This window comes from Streptomyces sp. LUP30 (assembly GCF_001746365.1).
In the GTDB taxonomy this organism is placed as follows: Bacteria; Actinomycetota; Actinomycetes; order Streptomycetales; family Streptomycetaceae; genus Streptomyces.
In genome coordinates this window covers 123,213-144,661 of the sequence record NZ_MJAJ01000012.1, presented here as the reverse complement: position 1 = coordinate 144,661, position 21,449 = coordinate 123,213, and the positions used below count along the sequence as shown (strand labels likewise).

At 72.1% G+C, this 21,449-nt stretch carries 15 protein-coding genes and 1 riboswitch; of the genes, 9 read left to right on the top strand and 6 right to left on the bottom strand.

Features of this window, described 5'->3' with window-relative positions; genetic code table 11:
• Nucleotides 1–52: 52 nt before the first annotated feature.
• Together BG482_RS43900 and BG482_RS13285 are read right to left on the bottom strand one after the other, a co-directional pair.
• Nucleotides 53–1,324 (bottom strand): outer membrane lipoprotein carrier protein LolA, encoded by a 1,272-nt coding sequence (locus tag BG482_RS43900; protein ID WP_069769192.1) that lies wholly within the window; start codon nt 1,322–1,324, stop codon nt 53–55.
• A gap of 514 nt (nt 1,325–1,838) precedes the next feature.
• Complete coding sequence (locus BG482_RS13285) at nt 1,839–2,849, bottom strand: polyprenyl synthetase family protein (protein ID WP_069769191.1); 1,011 nt, start codon at nt 2,847–2,849, stop codon at nt 1,839–1,841.
• 957 nt (nt 2,850–3,806) lie between these two features.
• A riboswitch (cyclic di-AMP (ydaO/yuaA leader) is annotated at nt 3,807–4,009 on the top strand.
• 3 nt (nt 4,010–4,012) lie between these two features.
• Here BG482_RS13285 and BG482_RS13280 point away from each other — a divergent pair.
• Entirely contained in the window at nt 4,013–4,492 is a 480-nt protein-coding gene (locus BG482_RS13280) for a transglycosylase SLT domain-containing protein (protein WP_069769190.1), read from the top strand.
• 67 nt (nt 4,493–4,559) lie between these two features.
• Here BG482_RS13280 and BG482_RS13275 read toward each other — a convergent pair whose 3' ends face one another.
• A complete protein-coding gene (locus BG482_RS13275) occupies nt 4,560–5,384 on the bottom strand; it encodes an HAD family hydrolase (RefSeq protein ID WP_069769189.1) in 825 nt (274 codons plus the stop codon).
• 577 nt (nt 5,385–5,961) lie between these two features.
• Here BG482_RS13275 and fahA point away from each other — a divergent pair.
• The 8 genes from fahA (at nt 5,962) to BG482_RS13235 (ending at nt 15,958) form a co-directional block, all read left to right on the top strand.
• Nucleotides 5,962–7,173, top strand: coding sequence for a fumarylacetoacetase (gene fahA / locus BG482_RS13270; protein ID WP_069769218.1), 1,212 nt, complete (start codon nt 5,962–5,964; stop codon nt 7,171–7,173).
• Between the two features lie 623 nt (nt 7,174–7,796).
• Nucleotides 7,797–8,735: a M56 family metallopeptidase gene (locus BG482_RS13265; protein WP_069769188.1), complete on the top strand. Its 939-nt coding sequence runs from the start codon at nt 7,797–7,799 to the stop codon at nt 8,733–8,735.
• Nucleotides 8,736–8,857: 122 nt separating this feature from the next.
• Nucleotides 8,858–9,646, top strand: coding sequence for a GntR family transcriptional regulator (locus BG482_RS13260; protein WP_069769187.1), 789 nt, complete (start codon nt 8,858–8,860; stop codon nt 9,644–9,646).
• Nucleotides 9,647–9,677: 31 nt separating this feature from the next.
• Nucleotides 9,678–9,905 carry a ferredoxin family protein gene (locus BG482_RS13255; RefSeq protein ID WP_020130156.1) on the top strand — a complete coding sequence of 76 codons (228 nt, stop codon included), beginning with the start codon at nt 9,678–9,680 and terminating at the stop codon, nt 9,903–9,905.
• A 15-nt stretch (nt 9,906–9,920) separates the two neighbouring features.
• Nucleotides 9,921–11,261 (top strand): ABC transporter substrate-binding protein, encoded by a 1,341-nt coding sequence (locus BG482_RS13250; protein ID WP_069769186.1) that lies wholly within the window; start codon nt 9,921–9,923, stop codon nt 11,259–11,261.
• Nucleotides 11,258–12,139, top strand: coding sequence for an ABC transporter permease (locus BG482_RS13245; protein ID WP_107450525.1), 882 nt, complete (start codon nt 11,258–11,260; stop codon nt 12,137–12,139). The genes BG482_RS13250 and BG482_RS13245 overlap by 4 nt, the downstream gene beginning before the upstream one ends.
• On the top strand, nt 12,123–12,983 hold the full coding sequence (locus tag BG482_RS13240; RefSeq protein WP_107450523.1) for an ABC transporter ATP-binding protein: 861 nt from the start codon (nt 12,123–12,125) through the stop codon (nt 12,981–12,983). Before BG482_RS13245 ends, BG482_RS13240 begins: the two co-directional genes overlap by 17 nt.
• Nucleotides 12,984–12,994: 11 nt before the next feature.
• Complete coding sequence (locus BG482_RS13235; RefSeq protein WP_176741364.1) at nt 12,995–15,958, top strand: fumarate reductase/succinate dehydrogenase flavoprotein subunit; 2,964 nt, start codon at nt 12,995–12,997, stop codon at nt 15,956–15,958.
• Between the two features lie 10 nt (nt 15,959–15,968).
• Here the strand turns inward: BG482_RS13235 and recQ are convergent, their stop codons facing one another.
• From recQ to BG482_RS13220, 3 genes are all read right to left on the bottom strand, one after another.
• A complete protein-coding gene (gene recQ / locus BG482_RS13230; RefSeq protein WP_069769184.1) occupies nt 15,969–18,002 on the bottom strand; it encodes a DNA helicase RecQ in 2,034 nt (677 codons plus the stop codon).
• A 216-nt stretch (nt 18,003–18,218) separates the two neighbouring features.
• Complete coding sequence (nuoN, locus tag BG482_RS13225; RefSeq protein WP_069769183.1) at nt 18,219–19,877, bottom strand: NADH-quinone oxidoreductase subunit NuoN; 1,659 nt, start codon at nt 19,875–19,877, stop codon at nt 18,219–18,221.
• Entirely contained in the window at nt 19,874–21,445 is a 1,572-nt protein-coding gene (locus tag BG482_RS13220; RefSeq protein WP_069769182.1) for an NADH-quinone oxidoreductase subunit M, read from the bottom strand. The genes nuoN and BG482_RS13220 overlap by 4 nt, the downstream gene beginning before the upstream one ends.
• Nucleotides 21,446–21,449: the final 4 nt, after the last annotated feature.

Sequence of the window (21,449 nt, the reverse complement as noted above, 5' to 3'; positions counted from 1 at the left end):
ATCCCGGGCCTGCTCTCGGCCACTCCCGGATGCCGGATCCCCGGCCCGGTCGTCACTTCCCGGTGTTCGCCGCCTTCACCAGCGCGTCCTTGGTGACCGCGCCGGCGTAGACCTTGCCGTCGTCCGTGATCAGCGCGTTGACCAGGCGGGTGGAGAAGACGGTTCCGGAACCGAAGTCGCCGCTCACCTTGTCGCCGAGGGAGCCCAGGAAGCCGCCGAGGTCGCCGCCGGCTCCGGAGCCCGAGGGCACGCCCTTGCCGCCGGTGTCGAACGTGGCGACGGACGTCCAGCCCTCGCCGAGGACCTTCAGGCCCTCGGGACCGGCCGCGCCGCCGATGCCCCCGCCGAAACCGTCGAAGCCATCGTGCCCGGGAGCCGGCTCGGCCCCCCTGTCGCCCTTGGCACCCTTGTCGCCGTGGTCGCCCTTGTCGGCCGCGTCGCCCTCGGTGACCTTCGCGCCCTTGGGGGCGGTGAAGTCGAACGTGGACGCGGCGGGCCGAGCGAAGCTGATCTTGGTGAAGCCGGCGTCGACGACGGCGGAGCCGCCGCTCGCCGGGGTCAGCGTGAACTTCAGCGGCAGGCCCGTCTCGGCGTCCACGGCCACGCTGATCGCACCGACCGTGGAACCGGACTGCTTCGGCTTGACGAGCAGCTTGTAGGCGTCACGGCCCGCGACCTGAACGGTGCCGTCGACGGTCACGGAGGTCGTGTCGTCGACCGCCTTGAGGGCGTCCTCGGTGAGGTCCTTGGGCGTGGCCGGGACCGGCGTCTCGGCCTTGCCGGCGCTCTCGTCGACGGTGGAGTGGTAGACCTCGTCGGACGCGCTGTCGTACCCCCACACGTTCTTGCCGTTGTGGATGACGCTGTACTCGGCGGCGTGCTCCAGCAGCGAGACCTTCTGCCGGTCCGGGCCGTCGGCGGCGACGCGCAGGGTGTGCGTGCCGGAGGCGAGCTCGGTGAGCTTGGCCGAGGGATCGGCGGACGAACCGTCATCGCCCTTTGCGGCGCCCGAGAGGAGCCCGCTCTCCAGCCCGCCGAGGTCGGGCAGCCCGAGGTCGGTGGTGATCTTCACCGTTCCGGACAGCTGCTCGACGTCCGAGGCGGCGATCTTGTCGAGGAGCTGCTGCGCAGTGATCTTCGGCAGGTCGGGGTCGCCGGAGTCGGCGAGTGCCGGGACGAGCCCGATCGTCGCCGCCGCGACACCGATCACGGTGACCGGAACGACGTACCGTGCGGCCTTGCGGCGTCGGAGGCGCAGGTCGTCGGCCTCCCCGCCGGTCGCCTCCCCGCCGGTCATGGTGTCGTCGGATTCCTTCGGTGCCATGTGTGCCTTACCTCCGTCGTCGGCGGCGGCTGGTCATCTCGCGCTGCGTTCCCCGCCCCAAGCCGCCATTCTCACCCGAATCGGTGAGGAGTGGTGTTTTTCCGTAGTCCCCATCTGACCAAATCAGCCGGCCGTAAGCGTCAACCCGAGGGCTCAACTCCACATACGCCTGCGGTATGACACGACCCCGACGCGACAGGGCCTACCCGTAGGGGTAGGGAGGGAGACGACGCCTCCGAGGCCCAGGGGGACACGGAGTTGGGAGATGGGGGAACACGAACGGGGGACGCGGCGGGGCCCCGGAAGGCAGGTCGGGCGGCCACCGGGCCGGGCAGGCCACAGGGCCGGGCGGGCCACAGGGCCGGGCGGGCCGGCGCCCGGGTTCGCACGGTGAGGTCGACCAGTGTGGGACCGCCCGGACGGGCGACCGGTGGGGCCGCCCGGACGGGCGACCGGTGGGGCCGACCGGACGGACGACCGGTGGGGCCGCCCGGTGGGGCCGACCCGGGCGGGGTCAGCCCGCCCGGTGGACCACCGCGTCGCAGAGCTCCATCAGGGCGGCCTTCGCGTCGCACTCCCGCAACGGCGCGAGCGCGGCGCGCGCGTCCTTGGCGTACCGCACGGTGTCCCGGCGGGCCTGCTCCAGCGCCGGATGGGCCCGGAGCGCCTTCAGGGCCTCGTCGAGCCGGGCGTCGTCGCTCAGGTCGGAGTCCAGCAGCTCGCACAGGGCGACGTCCTCGGGGAGCGCCAGCCGCGCCGCCCGCTCCCGCAGCCGCAGCACCGGCAGCGTGGGAACGCCCTCGCGCAGATCCGTGCCGGGCGTCTTGCCCGACTCGCGCGAGTCGGACGCGATGTCCAGGACGTCGTCCGCCAGCTGGAACGCGACGCCCAGCCGCTCGCCGTACTGGGTCAGGACGTCGACCACCGTCTCGTCCGCGCCCGACATCATCGCCCCGAACCGGCAGGCCACGGCCACCAGCGAGCCCGTCTTGCCGCCGAGCACGTCGAGGTAGTGCTCGACCGGATCCCGCCCGTCCGTCGGACCGGCGGTCTCCAGGATCTGGCCGGTGACCAGCCGCTCGAACGCCTCCGCCTGCACCCGCACCGCCTCCGGACCGAGGTCGGCCAGGATGTGGGAGGCGCGGGCGAAGAGGAAGTCACCCGTGAGGACGGCGACGGAGTTCCCCCAGCGGGCGTTCGCGCTGGGCACCCCGCGCCGCACGGCGGCCTCGTCCATCACGTCGTCGTGGTACAGGGTGGCCAGGTGGGTCAGCTCCACCACCACGGCCGACGGCACGACGCCCGGCGCGTACTTGTCCCCGAACTGCGACGCGAGCACCACGAGCAGCGGCCGGAACCGCTTCCCGCCCGCCCGCACGAGGTGCTGGGCGGCCTCCGTGATGAAGGGGACCTCGCTCTTGGTGGCCTCGAGCAACCCTTCCTCGACAGCCGCCAATCCGGCCTGGACATCGGCTTCCAGAGCCTGGTCCCGCACGCTCAGCCCGAACGGCCCGACGACGGTCACGAGGGGTCTCCTGTCTGCTGGTGTCTACTGGCGATTACGCGGTTTGTCGATAGGTCGCTGCCTTCACTCAAGTCAGCGTATCCGGTCACGTTTCGATCACCGATAGCCCCCACGTCCCCGGGCTCGAATGGACTCGCCCGGGAGGCGTGTCCGTCAGGTCGGGCGGCAGCGGATTCCACCCGCCAAGTTCCTGATCAGCTCATATGGTCGGACATCCTTCGGTTTACCCGGGGGTAGCGTTTCATGCTCCCGCCCCGCCGGCCGCGGCGCCCCGAGCCCCCGGCTGCGGCCGGCACCGGAACGGACGGTCCGCGAGACGCGGCGTTCCCCACGGACTCGGCCCCCGGGCGCGACCCTTCACGGGCGGACCCGACACGCCGACGCATCCGGCCGCCGCCCACGCGCACCTCCACCCCGGACGGCCCGAACCCCACCCCGCACCCCACCCCGGACGACGCGAACCCACCCATCCCTGCACATTCCTCCCCGCCCTCCGCAGCACGCCCTCACGGCACCCCTTCACGCTCACCTCCACCCACCTCGCGCCCGGCGTGACGACTATCACGCACCTCCGGGAGCGGCGGCCTTCCCGGGCGGCGCGACGAGCGCACGGAGGCCGCACATGACGCACCCCGAACGGTCGACGCGAGGCCGCGGCGCGGACGACAGCTCATCCGTGCTCCTTTGACTATGAGTTGGGCTTAATGCCCGTTTCGCCGCCCTTGTGAACGCAGGTGAGTTGGCTCACGCGGCCGGACCGGCCGCCACCCACCCGCCCTTCACCGATTCTCCCCACCCCTCAAGCAAGTTGACGCTTTGCACCCACAAAGGATCAAGCGCCCCATAGGTCACAGACCAAGGTCAATAGAGGTTATCTGTGAATCCGGTACTTGTTTCGGACATGTGCTCTCGCATACGTTCCCGGCCTGTCAGGCGGACGCCTAATCCTGCCGCCGCCCATGACACCCACCGAGAACGCACGGCAGGAGCGGGGGAACCAGGTAAGTCGCCGCAACGGATGTTCCTGACGTCCCGGATTTTCACGGATGTTTCGGACAGCCCGCTGCGGCTCGGGGTGAAGTCGCGACCGTCAGGACGCGACCGGGCAGCTCCCCGCCCGAACCCGACAGCTCACCTCGCAGGCGCTGGAGAGGAAATTCGTCATGCCCGCTGCAGCTCACCGCCGCACCCGCACCGCCCGCCTCGCCCGCAAGCTCGCCGTCGCCGGCACCGGAGTCGCCGTGCTGGCGCTCCCGCTGATCGGCGCCACGACCGCCTCCGCGGCGACCCCGACCGTCGCCACCGCCACCAGCCTGGGGTACTCCAACAACCTCGACGGCTGGATCCGCGCCTCGCTCCACGTCATGGCGCAGCACGGCATCCCGGGGACGTACAACGGCATCTACCGCAACGTCATCCGCGAGTCCTCCGGCAACCCCTACGCCATCAACCTCTGGGACTCCAACGCGGCCGCGGGCATCCCGTCCAAGGGGCTGCTGCAGGTCATCGACCCCACCTTCCGCGCCTACCACGTCGACGGCACGTCCTGGGACTCGTACGACCCGGTAGCGAACATCACCGCAGCCTGCAACTACGCGGCCGCCCGCTACGGCTCCATCGACAACGTGTTCAGCGCTTACTGACGGCCGGCCCGCGCACAGCGCCCGACGCGTGCGGAACGCGTCGGGCGCTGTGCGCGCAGGGCCGGGCTCACGGAAACAGTCTTTCGAGGACGACGGCCACGCCGTCGTCCTCGTTCGACGTCGTGACCTCGTCGGCCACCGCCTTGAGCTCCGGGTGCGCGTTGGCCATCGCGACACCGCGCGCCGCCCAGTCGAACATCGGGATGTCGTTGGGCATGTCCCCGAAGGCGACGGTGTCCTCGGGCCGCAGACCCAGGTGTTCGGCGGCCAGCGCCAGTCCCGTCGCCTTGGTGATCCCGCACGGCTGGAGCTCCACCGTGCCCGGCCCCGACATGGTGACGGTGGCGAGCGAGCCGACCACCGAGCGGGCCGTCGCCGCCAACTCGTCGTCGGACAGGAAGGGGTGGCGCAACAGCACCTTGCTGATCGGCTCGCACCACAGGTCGTCGCGCCGACCGACGCGCAGGGCGGGCAGCGTGGGGTGCGGCATCCGGTAACCCGGCTCGATGAGCGTCAGCCCGTCGACGCCGTCCTGGTCGACGGCCGCGTACAGCTGTCCGACCTCCGCCTCGATCTTGCCGAGCGCGGTCTCGGCCAGCTCCCGGTCCAGGGTGACCGACCACAGCAGACGGTCCGCGCCGGCGTCGTACAACTGCGCGCCCTGTCCGCACACCGCGAGCCCCCTGCTGTGCAGGCGGTCGAGCAGCGGCCGCACGCGGGGCGCGGGGCGTCCCGTCACCACCAGGTGGCGTGCGCCGGCGGCCGCCACCCGCGCGAGCGCGTCGAGCGACCGGTCGGAGAAGGTGTCGTCGCCGCGGAGCAGCGTTCCGTCCAGGTCGGTGGCGATGAGGGAGTACGCGGTGCGCGCGGCATATGCAATGGGTGCGGCCATGATCAGAGAATACGGACCGCGTACCCCTGGGGTTCGACGCGAACCGAACAGCGGCCAGGTCCTGTCCGGTTCTGCCAACTCCCCTTCGGCAGCTGACTGACGGTGGTTGACGACTGGCTCAAAGAGCGGCTTTCTGGCACACCGCCGGATAGGGACCGGTTGAAATGGTCTGTGTCGTTCGGTCCCATCATGCACCTCTATATACCGAAGTGACGCGCACTGCCCGCCACTTCGGCACCTTCGCGAAACCCCTCCATGAAACCCCTCCATGGAACCGGAGTTCGCCGACACCGTGGCCCTGGTCCGGCCCCGCGCGCGGGTGACGGTCGTGTGCCGAGGGCGCGGTGCCGGCACCGGGACACCGGCCGAATCCGCCCCTCCCGGGGAGCGGCCCTGCGCACAGCGCGTCCGTCCGGGCCGCCTCGACGGCCCGCCACCGTGTCGCTTTCCCCAGGTCGGACGTAACGTGTGGCCCGGCTCGGCGCACCCGTGCGGCATCCGTCCGGCGTCCGGCGAGCACACCTGGCGAGCACATCTGGCGAGCACCACAGAGCGCACGAAAGAGAGGCAGTACCCGATGCCCCCCTTCGACCTTGCCGAGGGCGATCCCTTCGGTCCGCACAACCTGCCGTACGGCGTCTTCTCGCTGCCGGGCTCCGCGGAGCGGACCGTCGGCGTCCGGCTGGGCGACCACGTCCTCGACGCGGGCGCCGCGGCTCGCGCGCTCGGCTCGTCCCACGCCGGGCTGCTCGCGGCGCCGACCCTCAACCCGCTGCTGGCGGCGGGCCGTACGGTCTGGACGCAGGTGCGTCGCGAGCTGACGGAGTGGGTGACGAGCCCGTCGCACCGGGCCACCGTCGAACCGCTCTTCCGGCCCCTCTCCGCGGTGACGCTGCACCTCCCCTTCGAGGTCGCCGACTACGTCGACTTCTACTCCTCCGAGCACCACGCCCGGAACGTCGGCGCGATCTTCCGCCCGGACACGGCCGACACCCTGCTGCCCAACTGGAAGCATCTGCCGATCGGTTACCACGGACGGTCCGGCACGGTCGTCGTCTCCGGCACGGACGTGGTGCGGCCCTCGGGGCAGCGCAAGGCGCCCGCCGACCCGGCGCCCGTCTTCGGCCCGTCCGTGCGGCTCGACATCGAGGCCGAGGTCGGTTTCGTGGTCGGCGTGCCCTCGCCGCAGGGCAGCACGGTCGCGATGAGCGACTTCCGGGAGCATGTGTTCGGCCTGTGCCTGCTCAACGACTGGTCGGCCCGTGACCTCCAGGCGTGGGAGTACGTCCCCCTCGGGCCGTTCCTCGCCAAGTCGTTCGCCACCTCGGTCTCGGCGTGGATCACTCCGCTGGAGGCGCTGGACGACGCGCGGGTGGCGCCCCCGGCCCGCACGCATGCCCTCCTCCCCTACCTGGACGACACGGCCGCCGAGCCTGCCGGCTACGACCTGCGGATCTCCGTCGCCCTCAACGGTCACACGGTCTCCGAGCCGCCCTTCGCCACCATGTACTGGACGGCCGCCCAGCAACTCGCCCACCTCACCGTCAACGGCGCGTCCCTGCGCACCGGCGATCTGTACGGCTCGGGCACGGTGAGCGGCCCCGAGCCGGACCAGCGCGGATCCCTGCTGGAGCTGACCTGGAACGGCCGCGACCCGCTGGAACTCCCCGACGGCAAGCGGACGTTCCTCGAGGACGGCGACGTGGTGACCCTTTCGGCCTGGGCCCCCGGCCCCGACGGCGTGCCGGTGGGCCTGGGCGAGGTGAGCGGGCGGGTGATCCCCGAGTGAGGCGACCGGGCGCGTGATCGCCGGCCGCGCCCCCGGCGAGCGCTCCCCCGGTGGTCGGTCGACAGGGCGAACGCTCCCCGTGCCACGGCGACAGGAAGGTGCTCCCCGAGTACGGCGACAGGCAGGGTGCTCCCCGAGTACGGCGACAGGGAGGGTGCTCCCCGGGATGGGTGCCCCCTGCCCCCGGGTCGGGCGTCGGGCGACGGCTCCGAAGACCAGCCGCCGCCCGCGCGCCCAGCGTGCCAGGCGGCTCGACGGCCCGACGGCCCGACGGCTCGACGGCTCGACGGCTCGACGGCTCGACGGCTCGACGGCACAGGCGACCGGACGACACCGGCGGCCCGGCAGCCCGACGGCACAGGCCACCGGACGACACGGGTGTCGGGGCAGCACCGGGGGGGGCCGGGCAGCCGCGGCGATCGGGCGGCACCCGGGGCCCCGCCGGGGCTGAATCGGAGCGTCGTCGTGGGCTGACTCCAGGGGTAACCGCCGTCATACTGGCGAGGGGCACGGTCCTCGGGCCGAGCCCGCCGCCCGTGGCGGAACCGCGCGCACGCGAGTGGGCGGTACGACCCGCGCGCGACCGGCACGCCCCTTCCCGACCAGGATCCGGAGCCCGCGGCATGACTCTCTGCCTGCTCCTGCTGAGCGTCGTCGCCCTGACGGCCGCTGTGCCGGTCCCGCGTGCTCTCACCCGGTCCGCCTGGCCCGAGCGGGAGCCGGTGGTGGGACTGTGGGTGTGGCAGTGCCTGGTCGCCACGGTCCTGCTGTGCTGCCTGACCGCCCTGGTGCTGGGCGCCGCGGCTGTCTTCCACACCGTCCGCGCGCGGGTTTTCGCGCCCGCGCCGCCCTCGGTCACCGAGGCGTACGACCTGTCGGCCGCACCGCTGTGGTCGGCGGCGCTGACCCTGCTGCTGGCCTGCGGGGCCGCCTGGACCACCGCGATGCTGGCCCGCGAGCTGTTCGAGGCGCGCCGGCGTCGCGGCCGGGCCAGGGCGCTGCTGCGGGAACGCGCCCCCGACCTCCCGGCCGGCCTGCCGTCGGCCCGCGGCCCGCTCCTCGTCCTGGAGGACGAGTACCCCGACGCCTGGTGGATGCCCGGCAGCCCGGCCCAGTTGATCGTCACGACCGGCGCCCTGCACCGCCTCACCTCCCACCAGCTGGACGCCGTCCTCACCCATGAGCGCGGCCACGCCCGCGCCCACCACGACTGGCTGCTCCATCTGTCCACCGCCCTGGCCACCGGCTTCCCCCGCATCCCGCTCTTCGCCCACTTCTGCGACCAGACCCACCGCCTGGTCGAACTCGCCGCCGACGACACGGCGTCGCGCCGCTGCGGTCATCTGACGACGGCGCTGGCCCTCATCGAGCTGAACCAGCACCGGGGCGTGCTCTCCTGCGCCTCCAGCCGCCGTCTCCTCGGAGAGCGCGTCGACCGCCTTCTCCAGCCGCCGCCACGCCTGCTGCGCAGACAGCGCGCGCTGACGACCACGGCGGCCGCGATGGTGCCCCTGCTGCCCCTGCTGATCACGTTCGTCCCCGGCCTGGCCGCGCTGTCCTGAGCTGGCAGATCTTGCTCGTCGACCACACGTTTTAGCAGGTCAGCCGGCTATCTGACGTCCCCACAGGTGGCGCAACACTCTGGCAACACTGCTTTCCCTACCTTCTCGCTATGGTTCGAACCATGCCATCCAGCGACCGCATCCGAGAGCACGCCGGCCAGGGCGCGACCACCGTCGCCGCCCACCGTGCGCGCCGTCGGCTGCGCGCGGACCAGGCCCGTCAGCTCGCCGACATCCTGCGCCGCCAGCTGCTCACCGGCGGCTTCCCGGCGGGCACGCTCCCCCACGAGTCGACGCTCGCCGGCGACTACCGCGCCTCCCGCAACACCGTCCGGCAGGCACTCGACCTGCTGCGCGCGGAGGGCCTGGTGGAACGTCTGCCCGGCGTCGGCACGGTCGTCGTGGCGCAGAAGTACCCGCACGGTCTGGACCGCCTGATGGGCCTCGCGGAGACCCTGCACGAGCACGGACAGGTGACCAACGAGGTCCGCACGATGGGCCCCGTCGCCGCGCCCGCCCCGGTCGCCGACCGCCTCCACGTCCAGCCCGGCGCCGACGTCCTCTACATCGAACGCCTGCGCCGGCTGGGCGGCGTCCCCCTCTCCCTCGACCTCACCTACATCCCGCTCGACCTCGGCGCCGACCTGCTCGGCGCCGACCTGGAGAACACCGATGTCTTCCGGCTCCTGGAGGCCCTCACCGGGCAGCGTCTCGGCCACGCCGAGATCACCCTGGAGGCCGTGACCGCGGACGCCCACTCCGCCGCCGTCCTGGAGGCGCCGCGCGGCGCGGCCCTCCTGATGCTCGAACGCCTCACCCACCTCGCCGACGGCCGCCCGGTGGACCTGGAGTTCATCCGCTTCCGCGGTGACCGCATCTCGATGGGCGGTCTGCTCCACCGCTCGCTCTGAACCCTTTCCCGGGACTTCTCTGGAGACAGCCATGACCCTGGCGCCCCAGCGGGCCGACGTGCCCGTGACCATCGACGAGTCGAAGTGCATCGACGGCTGCACCCTGTGCGTGGACATGTGCCCGCTGGACTCCCTCGCCATCGACGAGAGCAACGGCAAGGCCTACATGCACGTCGACGAGTGCTGGTACTGCGGCCCGTGCGCGGCCCGCTGTCCCACCGGAGCCGTCACGGTCAACATGCCCTACCTGCTCCGGTGAAAGGCCCGAACCCCGATGAAACCCCGAACAGCCGCCGCGTCCGCCGCCCTCCTTCTGCTTCCCCTCGCCGGATGCGGCAGCGCCCAGGCAGGTAGCGGCTCCACGGTCACCGTCACCGTCGGCTACCAGTCCAAGACCATCAACACGGTCACCGCAGGCACCCTCCTGCGCTCCCTCGGCTACTTCGAGAAGCAGCTGAACGCCCTCGGCGACGGCAGGACCTACAAGGTGGACTGGCAGGACTACGCCACCGGCGCCCCCATCACCGCCCAGATGACCGCGGGGAAGATCGACATCGGCTCGATGGGCGACTTCCCGCTCCTCATCAACGCGGCCCGCGGCCGGCAACTCGGCAAGCCCACCCACCTGGTGTCGGTCACCGGCTACAACCTGCGCGGCGGCCTCAACACCATCGTCACGGCGCCCGACTCGAAGCTCGCCTCGCTCGACGACCTCAAGGGCCGGAAGGTCTCCACGAGCGTGGGCTCCGCCGCCGACGGCACCCTGGTCCGCGCCCTGCAGCGTGCCGGCATCGACCCCGACAAGGGCATCGAGAAGCTCAACCAGCAGCCCGCCGTCGGCGCGTCGGCGCTCTCCGCGGGCAGCGCCGACGCCCTCTCGCAGTTCGTCGCCTGGCCCGGTCTGCTGACCTACCAGGGCAAGGCGAAGGCCCTCTACGACGGCGCCCAGCTCGACCTGCCCACCTTCCACGGCGTGACCGCCCGCGAGGACTTCGCGAAGAACCGCCCGACGGTGCTGGAGGCGTTCCTGAAGGCCCAGGCGCAGGCCACGGACTACCTGAACGAGCACCCCGTGGCGGCCGCCGAGAGCGTCGCCAGGGCCACCGGCCTGCCCGCCGAGGTCGTCTACCTCTACAACGGCGCGCACGGCATCTCCACCTTCGACACGGCCGTCAAGCCCCGGCTCGTCTCCGCGCTCAAGGAGGACGTGTCGATCCTGAAGGCGGCGAAACTGACCGGAGACGTCGACGTGGACTCCTTCGTCGACGACGGCTACCTGAAGAAGGCGCTCGGCCCGTCCTACGCCCGCGAGCTCGCCGCCGCACCGGCGCCCGCCGCGAGCGAGGTGTGGCCCAAGGGCGCCACGCAGACCCGCTCCTTCGCGACTCCGGCCGCGCTGCTGGCCTACGTCGCCCTGCACAAGGACGGCATCCGCGCCGCCTACGTCCCCGACGCCACCACCGGCACGCTGTGGTTCGCCGACAAGGCCGTCTGGGTGGCCGACGGCACGACGCTCCTGCCGTTCGTCGCCCCGGCGACCGCGCAGGCCTACGCCGACGCCCACGGCGGCTCCCGGGTCGTCACATACGCCGACGCCCTGGGGCGTGCGTCGTGAGCCGGTATGCGCTGCGGGCGGCGTCGGTGGCGGCCGCCCTCGGTCTGTGGCAGCTGCTGACCAGCCTGAACGTCGACCTGTGGCTGCGTTTCTCGCAGTTCCCCACGGTCGCGGACGTGGCCCGCACCTTCGCCGACCGCCTGGCCGGCGACGACTACTGGACCGACCTCACCGACAGCCTCACCCGCATCCTCACCGGCTTCCTCCTCGCCGCCGTCGTGGGCGTCGCCACGGGCGTGCTCGTGGCACGCTCGCGGCTCGCGGAGGACCTGCTCGGGCCGATCCTCGAAGTCGTCCGCCCCATCCCCGCGATCGCCCTGGTCCCCGTCGCGATCCTGCTCTTCCCCTCCAACGAGCAGGGCATCGTCTTCATCACCTTCACCGCCGCCTTCTTCCCCGTCATGGTCTCCACCCGGCACGCGGTCCGCGCGCTGGCCCCCGGCTGGGAGGAGGCGGTGCGCACCATGGGCGGCGGCCGGTGGCGGATCCTCGGCTCGGTGGTGCTGCCGGGCGCGCTGCCCGGCATCTTCGGAGGTCTCTCGGTCGGCCTCGGCGTCTCGTGGATCTGTGTGATCTCCGCCGAGATGATCTCCGGCCAGTACGGCGTCGGCTACCGCACCTGGCAGGACTACACGGTCGTCGACTACCCGGGCGTGTTCGTCGGCATGGTCACGATCGGCGTGCTCGGCTGGGCCACCTCCACGGCCGTGGAACTCCTGGGCCGACGGCTGACCCGCTGGCTGCCCCGCACGTCGTACGTCCCCTCCGGCCGGCCCCGGACGCCCCGCCCGCAGCCGGCCGCTCCGGCGCCGGCGGCCCCCGCCGCCGTCCCCACCGGAACCGACCCCGAGGAGGCGCGCGATGAGCACCTCGTCTGAGACCCGTGAGACGTCCGGAACGCCCAGCGGCACATCCGTCGGACCGACCACCGGCCGAACCACCGGCCGTACCACCGGCCGAGCCGCGGGCCAGGACGCCGGGGCCGCCGTGCGCGGCACCCGGCTCACCCTGCGGGCCGCCACCCTCGGCCGCCCCGACGCCGCCGCACTGGCCGGCGTCGACCTCGACGTCCCGCCCGGCCAGATCCTCACCGTCGTCGGCCCCTCCGGCTGCGGCAAGTCGACGCTGCTGCGCACCCTGGCCGGGCTGCTGCCCGCGCTGGCGGGTTCCGTGGAGCAGGACGGCCGGCCGATCGGGGGCCCTGCCGCGGACCGCGCGCTCGTCTTCCAGGAGGACGCGCTCCTCCCCTGGCGCACCCTGCTGGCCAACGTCGAACTCCCCCTCGCCATCCAGGGCACGCCGCGCACGGACCGCAGGAAGCAGGCCGCGGACTGGCTCGAGCGCGTCGGACTCGCCGACCGCGCGCGGCAGTTGCCGCACCGCGTCTCGGGCGGCCAGCGCCAGCGCGCACAACTGGCCCGGGCCCTCGCCGCGGGCCCGCGCGCCGTCCTCATGGACGAACCGTTCGGCGCCCTCGACGCCCAGACCCGCGCCGGCATGCAGGACCTGCTGGTGGAAGTGCTGCGCGGCACCGGCGCGACCGTCGTCTTCGTCACCCACGACGTGGACGAGGCCCTCTTCCTCGGCGACCGCGTGGCGCTCCTCGGTGAGGGCCGCCTCGTCGCCGTACGGGACGTGCCGCGCCCACGCGACCGCGCCGCCCACGACGACCCCGCGCGCGTGGCCCTGCGGCGGGCCGTCCTGACCTCACTGAGCACCTGAAAGGCACCCCGGTGGACACCCCTGTGCAGATCCCCGCGCTCGGCGACGCCGAGGAGCTGACCTGCGACGTCCTCGTCATCGGCGGCGGCACCGCCGGCACCATGGCGGCCCTGACCGCCGCCGAGCGCGGCGCCGACGTGCTGCTCCTGGAAAAGGCCCACGTGCGCCACTCCGGGGCGCTCGCGATGGGCATGGACGGCGTCAACAACGCGGTCGTCCCCGGCCGTGCCGAGCCCGACGACTACGTCGCCGAGATCACCCGCGCCAACGACGGCATCGTCGACCAGGCCACCGTCCGCCAGACCGCCACCCGCGGCTTCGCCATGGTGCAGCGGCTGGAGTCGTACGGCGTGAAGTTCGAGAAGGACGAGCACGGCGACTACGCGGTCCGCCAGGTCCACCGCTCCGGCTCCTACGTGCTGCCCATGCCGGAGGGCAAGGACGTCAAGAAGGTCCTGTACCGGCAGTTGCGGCGGCGCGAGATGCGGGAGCGGATCCGCATCGAGAACCGGGTGATGCCGGTGCGGGTGCTGACCTCGCCCGAGGACGGGCGCGCCATCGGCGCGGTCGGCTTCAACACCCGCACCGGGCGGTTCGTCACCGTCCGCGCGGGCGGGATCGTCCTCGCGACCGGCGCCTGCGGCCGCCTCGGGCTGCCCGCCTCCGGCTACCTGTACGGCACGTACGAGAACCCCACCAACGCCGGCGACGGCTACGCCATGGCCTATCACGCGGGCGCCGAGCTGACCGGCATCGAGTGCTTCCAGATCAACCCGTTGATCAAGGACTACAACGGCCCCGCCTGCGCCTATGTCGCCAATCCCTTCGGCGGCTACCAGGTCAACCGGCACGGCGAGCGCTTCGTCGACTCCGACTACTGGTCGGGGCAGATGATGGCCGAGTTCGCGGCGGAGGTCGCGAGCGACCGCGGGCCCGTCTACCTGAAGCTGAGCCACCTGCCCGAGGAGTCGCTCAGCTCCCTGGAGTCGATCCTGCACTCCACCGAACGGCCGACCCGGGGCACCTTCCACTCCGGTCGCGGCCACGACTACCGCACCCACGACATCGAGATGCACATCTCGGAGATCGGCCTGTGCGGCGGCCACTCGGCCTCGGGCGTGCGGGTGGACGAGCACGCCCGCACGACCGTCCCCCGTCTGTACGCGGCCGGCGACCTGGCCTGTGTCCCGCACAACTACATGATCGGCGCGTTCGTCTTCGGCGACCTCGCGGGCGCGGACGCGGCTCGGTACACGGCGTACGACGGTGAACTGCCCGCCGACCAGCTGCGCGAGGCGCACGAGCTGATCTACCGCCCGCTGCGCAACCCCGACGGCCCGCCGCAGCCCCAGGTCGAATACAAGCTGCGTCGCTTCGTGAACGACTACGTGGCCCCGCCGAAGTCGGGCGCCCGGCTGTCGCTGGCCCTGGAGTCCTTCGAACGGATGCGGGACGACATCGCCGAGATGGGCGCCCGCACCCCGCACGAGCTGATGCGCTGCGCCGAGGTCACCTTCATCCGCGACTGCGCGGAGATGGCCGCGCGCGCCTCCCTGGCCCGCACCGAGTCCCGCTGGGGCCTCTACCACGACCGTCTCGACCACCCCCGTCGCGACGACGACTCCTGGTTCCACCACCTCGACCTGCACAAGTCCCCCTCCGGTGCGATGGAGTTCACGGCCAGACCCGTGGCTCCCTATCTGGTTCCGGTCGACGAGTTCAGCCCCGTCGGCGGTCCCTCACGGCATATCGGCGAGGTCCACCCCGAGGACGTGGCCACGGCCGGATCACGGGACGTGGCGCCCGTCGCCGCCGGCGTCGAAGCGCTCTCCGGCGCGGCTGTCCCGGGGGCGGGCGGCGCCTCGGCGGCTTCGCCGTCCGGGCCCGACCCCGAGCCGTCCTCCTCCCTCCGGTCCTCCTCCCGTCTCCTCGAACTCGTGGCCCTCGCCGAGGAGGAGCCCGAACTCGACGCACTGCTCTCCTACTTGACCGACCCGACGCCCGCCGTCCGGCGTGAGGCGGTCGCCGTCCTCACCGAGACGGTGCCGTCGGGCACCGGCCCCGCGCTCGCCGCCGCGCTGCGCGACACCGCGGCGGAGGTACGGGCCACCGCCGCGGCCTCGCTTCGGGAGCTCGTCGAGACCCTGCCGCCCGAACCCGCCCTGCGGGACGGGCTCGCCGCCGCGCTGGCCGAGTCCGACCCCGTGGTCCGCGCCGCGGCCCTGGACGTGCTGCGCGCCCTGCGCCTCGGTGACGCCGTCCTGTTCGCCGGCGCCCTCACCGACGCCGACATCGCCGTCCGCATCGAGGCCGTCCGCGCCCTGGTCTCCGTCGACGCCGCCGACGAGCTGGCCCGGGCGGCCACCCTCGACCCGTCCCGTGAGGTCCGCGTCACGATCGCCAAGTCCCTGGCCACCGTGGCCGCCGGCCGCCTCGGCGACACCCCGGACGACAGCCGGGACAACACCCCGGACGACGGCCCGGACAGCGCCCTGAACGACGGTCCCGACGAAGGTCCGTCGACCGGCTCCGCCCAGGGCGACGACCGCGCTCCCGCCACCGGGCCCCATACCGTGGTGGGCGCCGACGCGGGCGGCGCTGCCGAGCCCGACGCCGTGCACACGGCGCTGGTCGCTCTCGTCGGCGACCCGGATGCCCTCGTGCGGGCCGCCGCCTACGGCGCGTTGGGCGCCACCGGCTGCCCGGCGCCGCTCGCCGCCCGGGCCGTGACCGCGCTGTCCGACCCGGCCTGGCAGGTGCGGGCCGGCGCCGCCACCGCGCTGTCCGTGGCCCACGCCGACACGGCCGTCCCCGTCCTGGCCAAGGCCCTGGCCGACCCGAACGCCGACGTCCGCAAGGCCTCCGTCCTTGCCCTGACCCGGCACCGTGGCTCGGAAGCCGCCCGGGCGGCCCTCGCCACGGCCACGACGGACACCGACGCGGACGTCAGGGCCTACGCGACGCGGGCCCTGTGAGACCGGTCGGCTATATCCAGTCCTCGGGCTCCGGCTCCGCGTCCATCTCGGGCCAGAGGTCCGGATCGCCCGGATCCGCGTGGGCGCGGGCGTCGGCTTCGGGACCGGCGTCCGCGGCGGTGGGTGCGGCGGCCGTGTCCGGTGGGCCGCCCAGCGAGGCCAGGACCGCGATGACGCCTTCCCCGTACGTCACCAGCTTCTTCTCGCCGACGCCGCTGACGCCGCCGAGCTGGTCCACCGACGTCGGCCACGCCGTGGCGATCTCCCGCAGCGTCGCGTCGTGGAAGATGACGTACGCCGGAACGCCCTGCTCACGGGCCTGCTCGGCGCGCCAGGCGCGCAGCGCCTCGAAGGCGGGCAGCAACGTCTCGGGCAGCTCGGCCACGACGGCCTTGCCCTTGCCGCGGCCGGACGAGGAGGAGCCCGACGCCTTCGACGTCACCGGCTTCTTCGGCTCCTTGCGCAGCGGGACGTCCCGCTCCCGGCGCAGCACGGCCCCGCTGGCCTCCGTCAGCACCAGGGTGCCGTACTCCCCCTCGACCGCGAGCAGCCCCTGGGCCAGCAACTGCCGCACGACTCCGCGCCACTCGCCCTCGCCGAGCTCCTCGCCGATGCCGAACACCGACAGCTGGTCGTGGTCGAACTGGATCACCTTCGCCGTGCGCTTGCCCATCAGGATGTCGACGATCTGCACCGCGCCGAACTTCTGACCGCGCTCCCGCTGCAGTCGCACGATGGTCGACAGCACTTTCTGGGCCGCGACGGTGCCGTCCCAGGTCTCCGGCGGGGTGAGGCAGGTGTCGCAGTTGCCGCAGCCCGCCGCGTCGGGTTCCTGACCGAAGTAGGCGAGGAGCTGTCCGCGGCGGCACTGGACGGTCTCGCACAGCGCGAGCATCGCCTCCAGGTGGGCGCCGGCCCGCCGGCGGAAGGCCTCGTCGCCCTCACCGGTCTGGATCAGCTTGCGCTGCTGGATGACGTCGTTGAGGCCGTAGGCCATCCACGCGGTGGAGGGCAGGCCGTCGCGTCCGCCACGCCCCGTCTCCTGGTAGTAGCCCTCGATCGACTTGGGCAGGTCGAGGTGGGCGACGAAGCGGACGTCCGGCTTGTCGATGCCCATGCCGAACGCGATGGTCGCGCAGACGACCAGGCCCTCCTCCCGGAGGAACCGGGACTGGTGTGCCGCGCGGGTGCCCGCGTCCAGACCCGCGTGGTAGGGCACGGCCTCGACGCCGTTGCGGGAGAGGAACTCGGCCGTCTTGTCCACGGAGTTGCGCGAGAGGCAGTAGACGATGCCCGCGTCGCCCGCGTGCTCCTCGCGCAGAAAGCTCAGGAGCTGCTTCTTGGGATCGGCCTTCGGCACGATCCGGTACTGGATGTTGGGCCGGTCGAAGCTCGCCACGAAGTGCCGGGCCGCCGGCATGTTCAGCCGCTGGGTGATCTCCTGGTGCGTGGCACGGGTGGCCGTCGCGGTGAGGGCGATCCGCGGGACGTCCGGCCAGCGCTCACCGAGCAGGGAGAGGGCGAGGTAGTCGGGGCGGAAGTCGTGGCCCCACTGGGACACACAGTGCGCCTCGTCGATCGCGAACACCGCGATCTTGCCGCGGGAGAGCAGGTCGAGGGTGGACTGCAGCCGCAGGCGCTCCGGCGCCAGGTAGAGCAGGTCCAGCTCTCCCGCGAGGAACTCGGCCTCGACCACACGCCGCTCGTCGAAGTCCTGCGTGGAGTTCATGAACCCGGCGTTGACGCCGAGCGCCCGCAGCGCGTCCACCTGGTCCTGCATCAGCGCGATCAGCGGGGAGACGACGATGCCCGTGCCGGGTCTGACCAGGGCGGGGATCTGGTAGCACAGCGACTTGCCGCCGCCGGTGGGCATGAGGACGACCGCGTCCCCGCCGGCCACCACGTGTTCGATGACCGCTTCCTGCTCGCCGCGGAAGGCGTCGTATCCGAAGACCCGGTGCAGCGTGGCCAGTGCCTCGCTGTCGGTCCGCTCCGGTGTCCCGGTGATACCTGTCATCTCGCTGATCCCGCCCGTCCCGCCCATCGACTGGTCCCCCGTACGTCGTCCCTCGACCACTGCCTCCACGATAGGGGTCCGGACTGACAGCGCCGGAGTTATCCACAGGCTCTTTCCGGTGACGCTGCGTGGCGGCCGGGAATCCGACCGCCGGGCCGGAGCCGGTGGACGCGGGTGGGCCCGGCTCCCCTTCCGGGAACCGGGCCCACCGTGCGAACCGGCCGCAGGTCGCAGCGTCGCGGTTCAGCGCACGAACACTCCCGCCTGGTTCGCCAGGTCCAGGAAGTACTGCGGCGCCACGCCGAGCACCAGCGTGACCGCCACTCCCACGCCGATCGCCATCACCGTCAGCGCCGAGGGAACGGCGACGGTCGGACCGTCGGGCCTCGGCTCGCTGAAGAACATCAGCACGATGACCCGGATGTAGAAGAAGGCGGCGATCGCCGAGGAGATCACGCCGACCACGACCAGCGGGGCCGCGCCGCCCTCCGCCGCCGCCTTGAAGACGGCGAACTTCCCGGCGAACCCGGAGGTCAGCGGGATGCCGGCGAAGGCCAGCAGGAAGACCGCGAACACGGCCGCCACCAGGGGCGACCTGCGCCCGAGCCCCGCCCACTTGGACAGGTGGGTCGCCTCTCCGCCGGCGTCGCGCACGAGGGTGACCACGGCGAACGCGCCGATCGTCACGAACGAGTACGCCGCCAGGTAGAAGAGGACCGACGAGACGCCGTCCGGGGTGGTCGCGATGACGCCGGCGAGGATGAATCCGGCGTGCGCGATGGACGAGTACGCCAGCAGCCGCTTGATGTCCGTCTGCGTGATCGCGACGATCGCGCCGCCCAGCATCGTGATGATCGCGACGCCCCACATGACCGGCCGCCAGTCCCAGCGCAGCCCGGGCAGGACCACGTAGAGGAGGCGCAGCAGAGCGCCGAAGGCGGCCACCTTGGTCGCCGCGGCCATGAAGCCGGTGACCGGGGTGGGCGCCCCCTGGTAGACGTCGGGGGTCCACATGTGGAACGGCACCGCGCCCACCTTGAACAGCAGGCCCATGACGATCATCGCGGCGCCGACGAGGAGCAGCGCGTCGTTGCCCATGGTGTCGGCGAGCGCCGGGTTCACGTTCTGGACGGAGCCGTCGACGACCTGCGCGATGGTCCCGTACGACACGGAGCCCGCGTAGCCGTACAGCAGGGCGATGCCGAAGAGGGTGAACGCGGAGGCGAACGCGCCGAGGAGGAAGTACTTGACCGCGGCCTCCTGCGACATGAGCCGCTTGCGGCGGGCCAGCGCGCACAGGAGGTACAGGGGCAGCGAGAAGACTTCCAGGGCGATGAAGAGCGTCAGCAGGTCGTTGGCCGATGGGAAGACCAGCATCCCCGCGACCGCGAACAGCAGCAGCGGGAAGACCTCGGTCGTGGTGAACCCGGCCTTGACCGCGGCCTGTTCGCTCTCGCTGCCGGGCACGGAGGCCGCCTGGGCGGCGAAGGAGTCGACCCGGGCTCCGTGCGCCTCGGGGTCGAGGTGCCGTTCGGCGAAGGTGAACAGGCCGACCAGGGCGGCGAGCAGAATCGTGCCCTGGAGGAAGAGGGCCGGTCCGTCGACGGCGATCGCGCCCATGGCCGCGATGCGCGCCTTCGTGGTGCCGTAGCCGTGCGTCGCCAGCGCGACCACCGCGACGAACGCGACGATCAACGCGGCGGCGGACAGGATGAGTTGGGCGTAGTAGCGGTACTTGCGCGGCACGAACGCCTCGACCAGCACCCCGACGATCGCCGCGCCCACGACGATCAGGGTGGGCGACAGCTGCCCGTATTCGATCTTCGGCGTGTCGATCTTCGTGATCGGGTCGGCCGCAGTTGCCGCCGTTGTCCACAGGCTGTGGACGGCTGATGCGCTCACTTGGCCGCCTCCACCTCGGGCTTGGGGTCCTTCTTGTGTACGTCGGACAGCGTCTGCTTGACCGCCGGGTTCACGATGTCGGTGACGGGCTTCGGGTAGACGCCCAGGAAGATCAACAGCACGATCAGCGGGGTGACGACCACGAGCTCCCGCGCGCGCAGGTCAGGCATCGCGGAGACCTCGGGCTTCACCGGGCCGGTCATCGTCCGCTGGTAGAGCACGAGCGTGTAGAGAGCGGCGAGCACGATGCCGAGGGTGGCGACGATGCCGATCGCCGGGTAGCGCGCGAACGTGCCGACCAGGACGAGGAACTCGCTCACGAAGGGCGCGAGTCCCGGCAGCGACAGCGTCGCCAGGCCACCGATCAGGAAGGTGCCGGCGAGCACCGGGGCGACCTTCTGCACTCCCCCGTAGTCGGCGATGAGCCGCGAGCCGCGCCGCGAGATCAGGAATCCGGCGACCAGCATCAGCGCGGCCGTCGAGATGCCGTGGTTGACCATGTACAGCGTCGCGCCCGACTGGCCCTGACTGGTCATCGCGAAGATGCCCAGGATGATGAACCCGAAGTGCGAGATCGACGCGTACGCCACCAGCCGCTTGATGTCCCGCTGACCGACGGCCAGCAGCGCACCGTAGACGATGCTGATCACCGCGAGGACGAGGATGACGGGCGTCGCCCACTTGCTGGCCTCCGGGAAGAGCTGGAGGCAGAAGCGGAGCATCGCGAAGGTGCCCACCTTGTCGACGACCGCCGTGATGAGGACGGCGACCGGGGTGGTGGCCTCGCCCATGGCGTTGGGCAGCCAGGTGTGCAGCGGCCACAGCGGCGCCTTCACCGCGAAGGCGAAGAAGAACCCGAGGAACAGCCAGCGTTCCGTGCTCGTCGCCATGTGGAGCGTGCCGTCGGCGCGGGCCTGGGCGATCTCCGTGAGCGAGAAGTTCCCCGCGACCACGTACAGGCCGATCACCGCGGCCAGCATGATCAGACCGCCGACCAGGTTGTACAGGAGGAACTTCACGGCCGCGTACGACCGTTGCGTGGACGCCACCTCCTCGCCGTGCTCGTGGGCCCGGTCCCCGAAGCCGCCGATGAGGAAGTACATCGGGATGAGCATGGCTTCGAAGAAGATGTAGAAGAGGAAGACGTCGGTGGCCTCGAAGGAGAGGATCACCATCGCCTCGACGGCCAGGATCAGGGCGAAGAAGCCCTGTGTCGGCCGCCAGCGCTTGTTGCCCGTCTCCAGCGGGTCGGCGTCGTGCCAGCCCGCGAGGATGACGAACGGGATCAGCAGCGCCGTCAGGGCGACGAGCGCGACCCCGATGCCGTCCACGCCCAGCTCGTACCTGACCCCGAAGTCCTTGATCCAGGAGTGGGATTCGGTGAGCTGGTAGCGGCTGCCGCCCGGGTCGAAGCGGACCAGGACGACGATCGCCAGGGCCAGCGTCGCGAGGGAGAACACCAGGGCCAGGGCTTTGGCGGCGTTGCGCCGGGCGGCCGGGACGGCGGCCGTGGCGACCGCCCCGATCGCGGGGAGCGCAGCCGTCGCTGTCAGCAGAGGAAAGGACATCGGT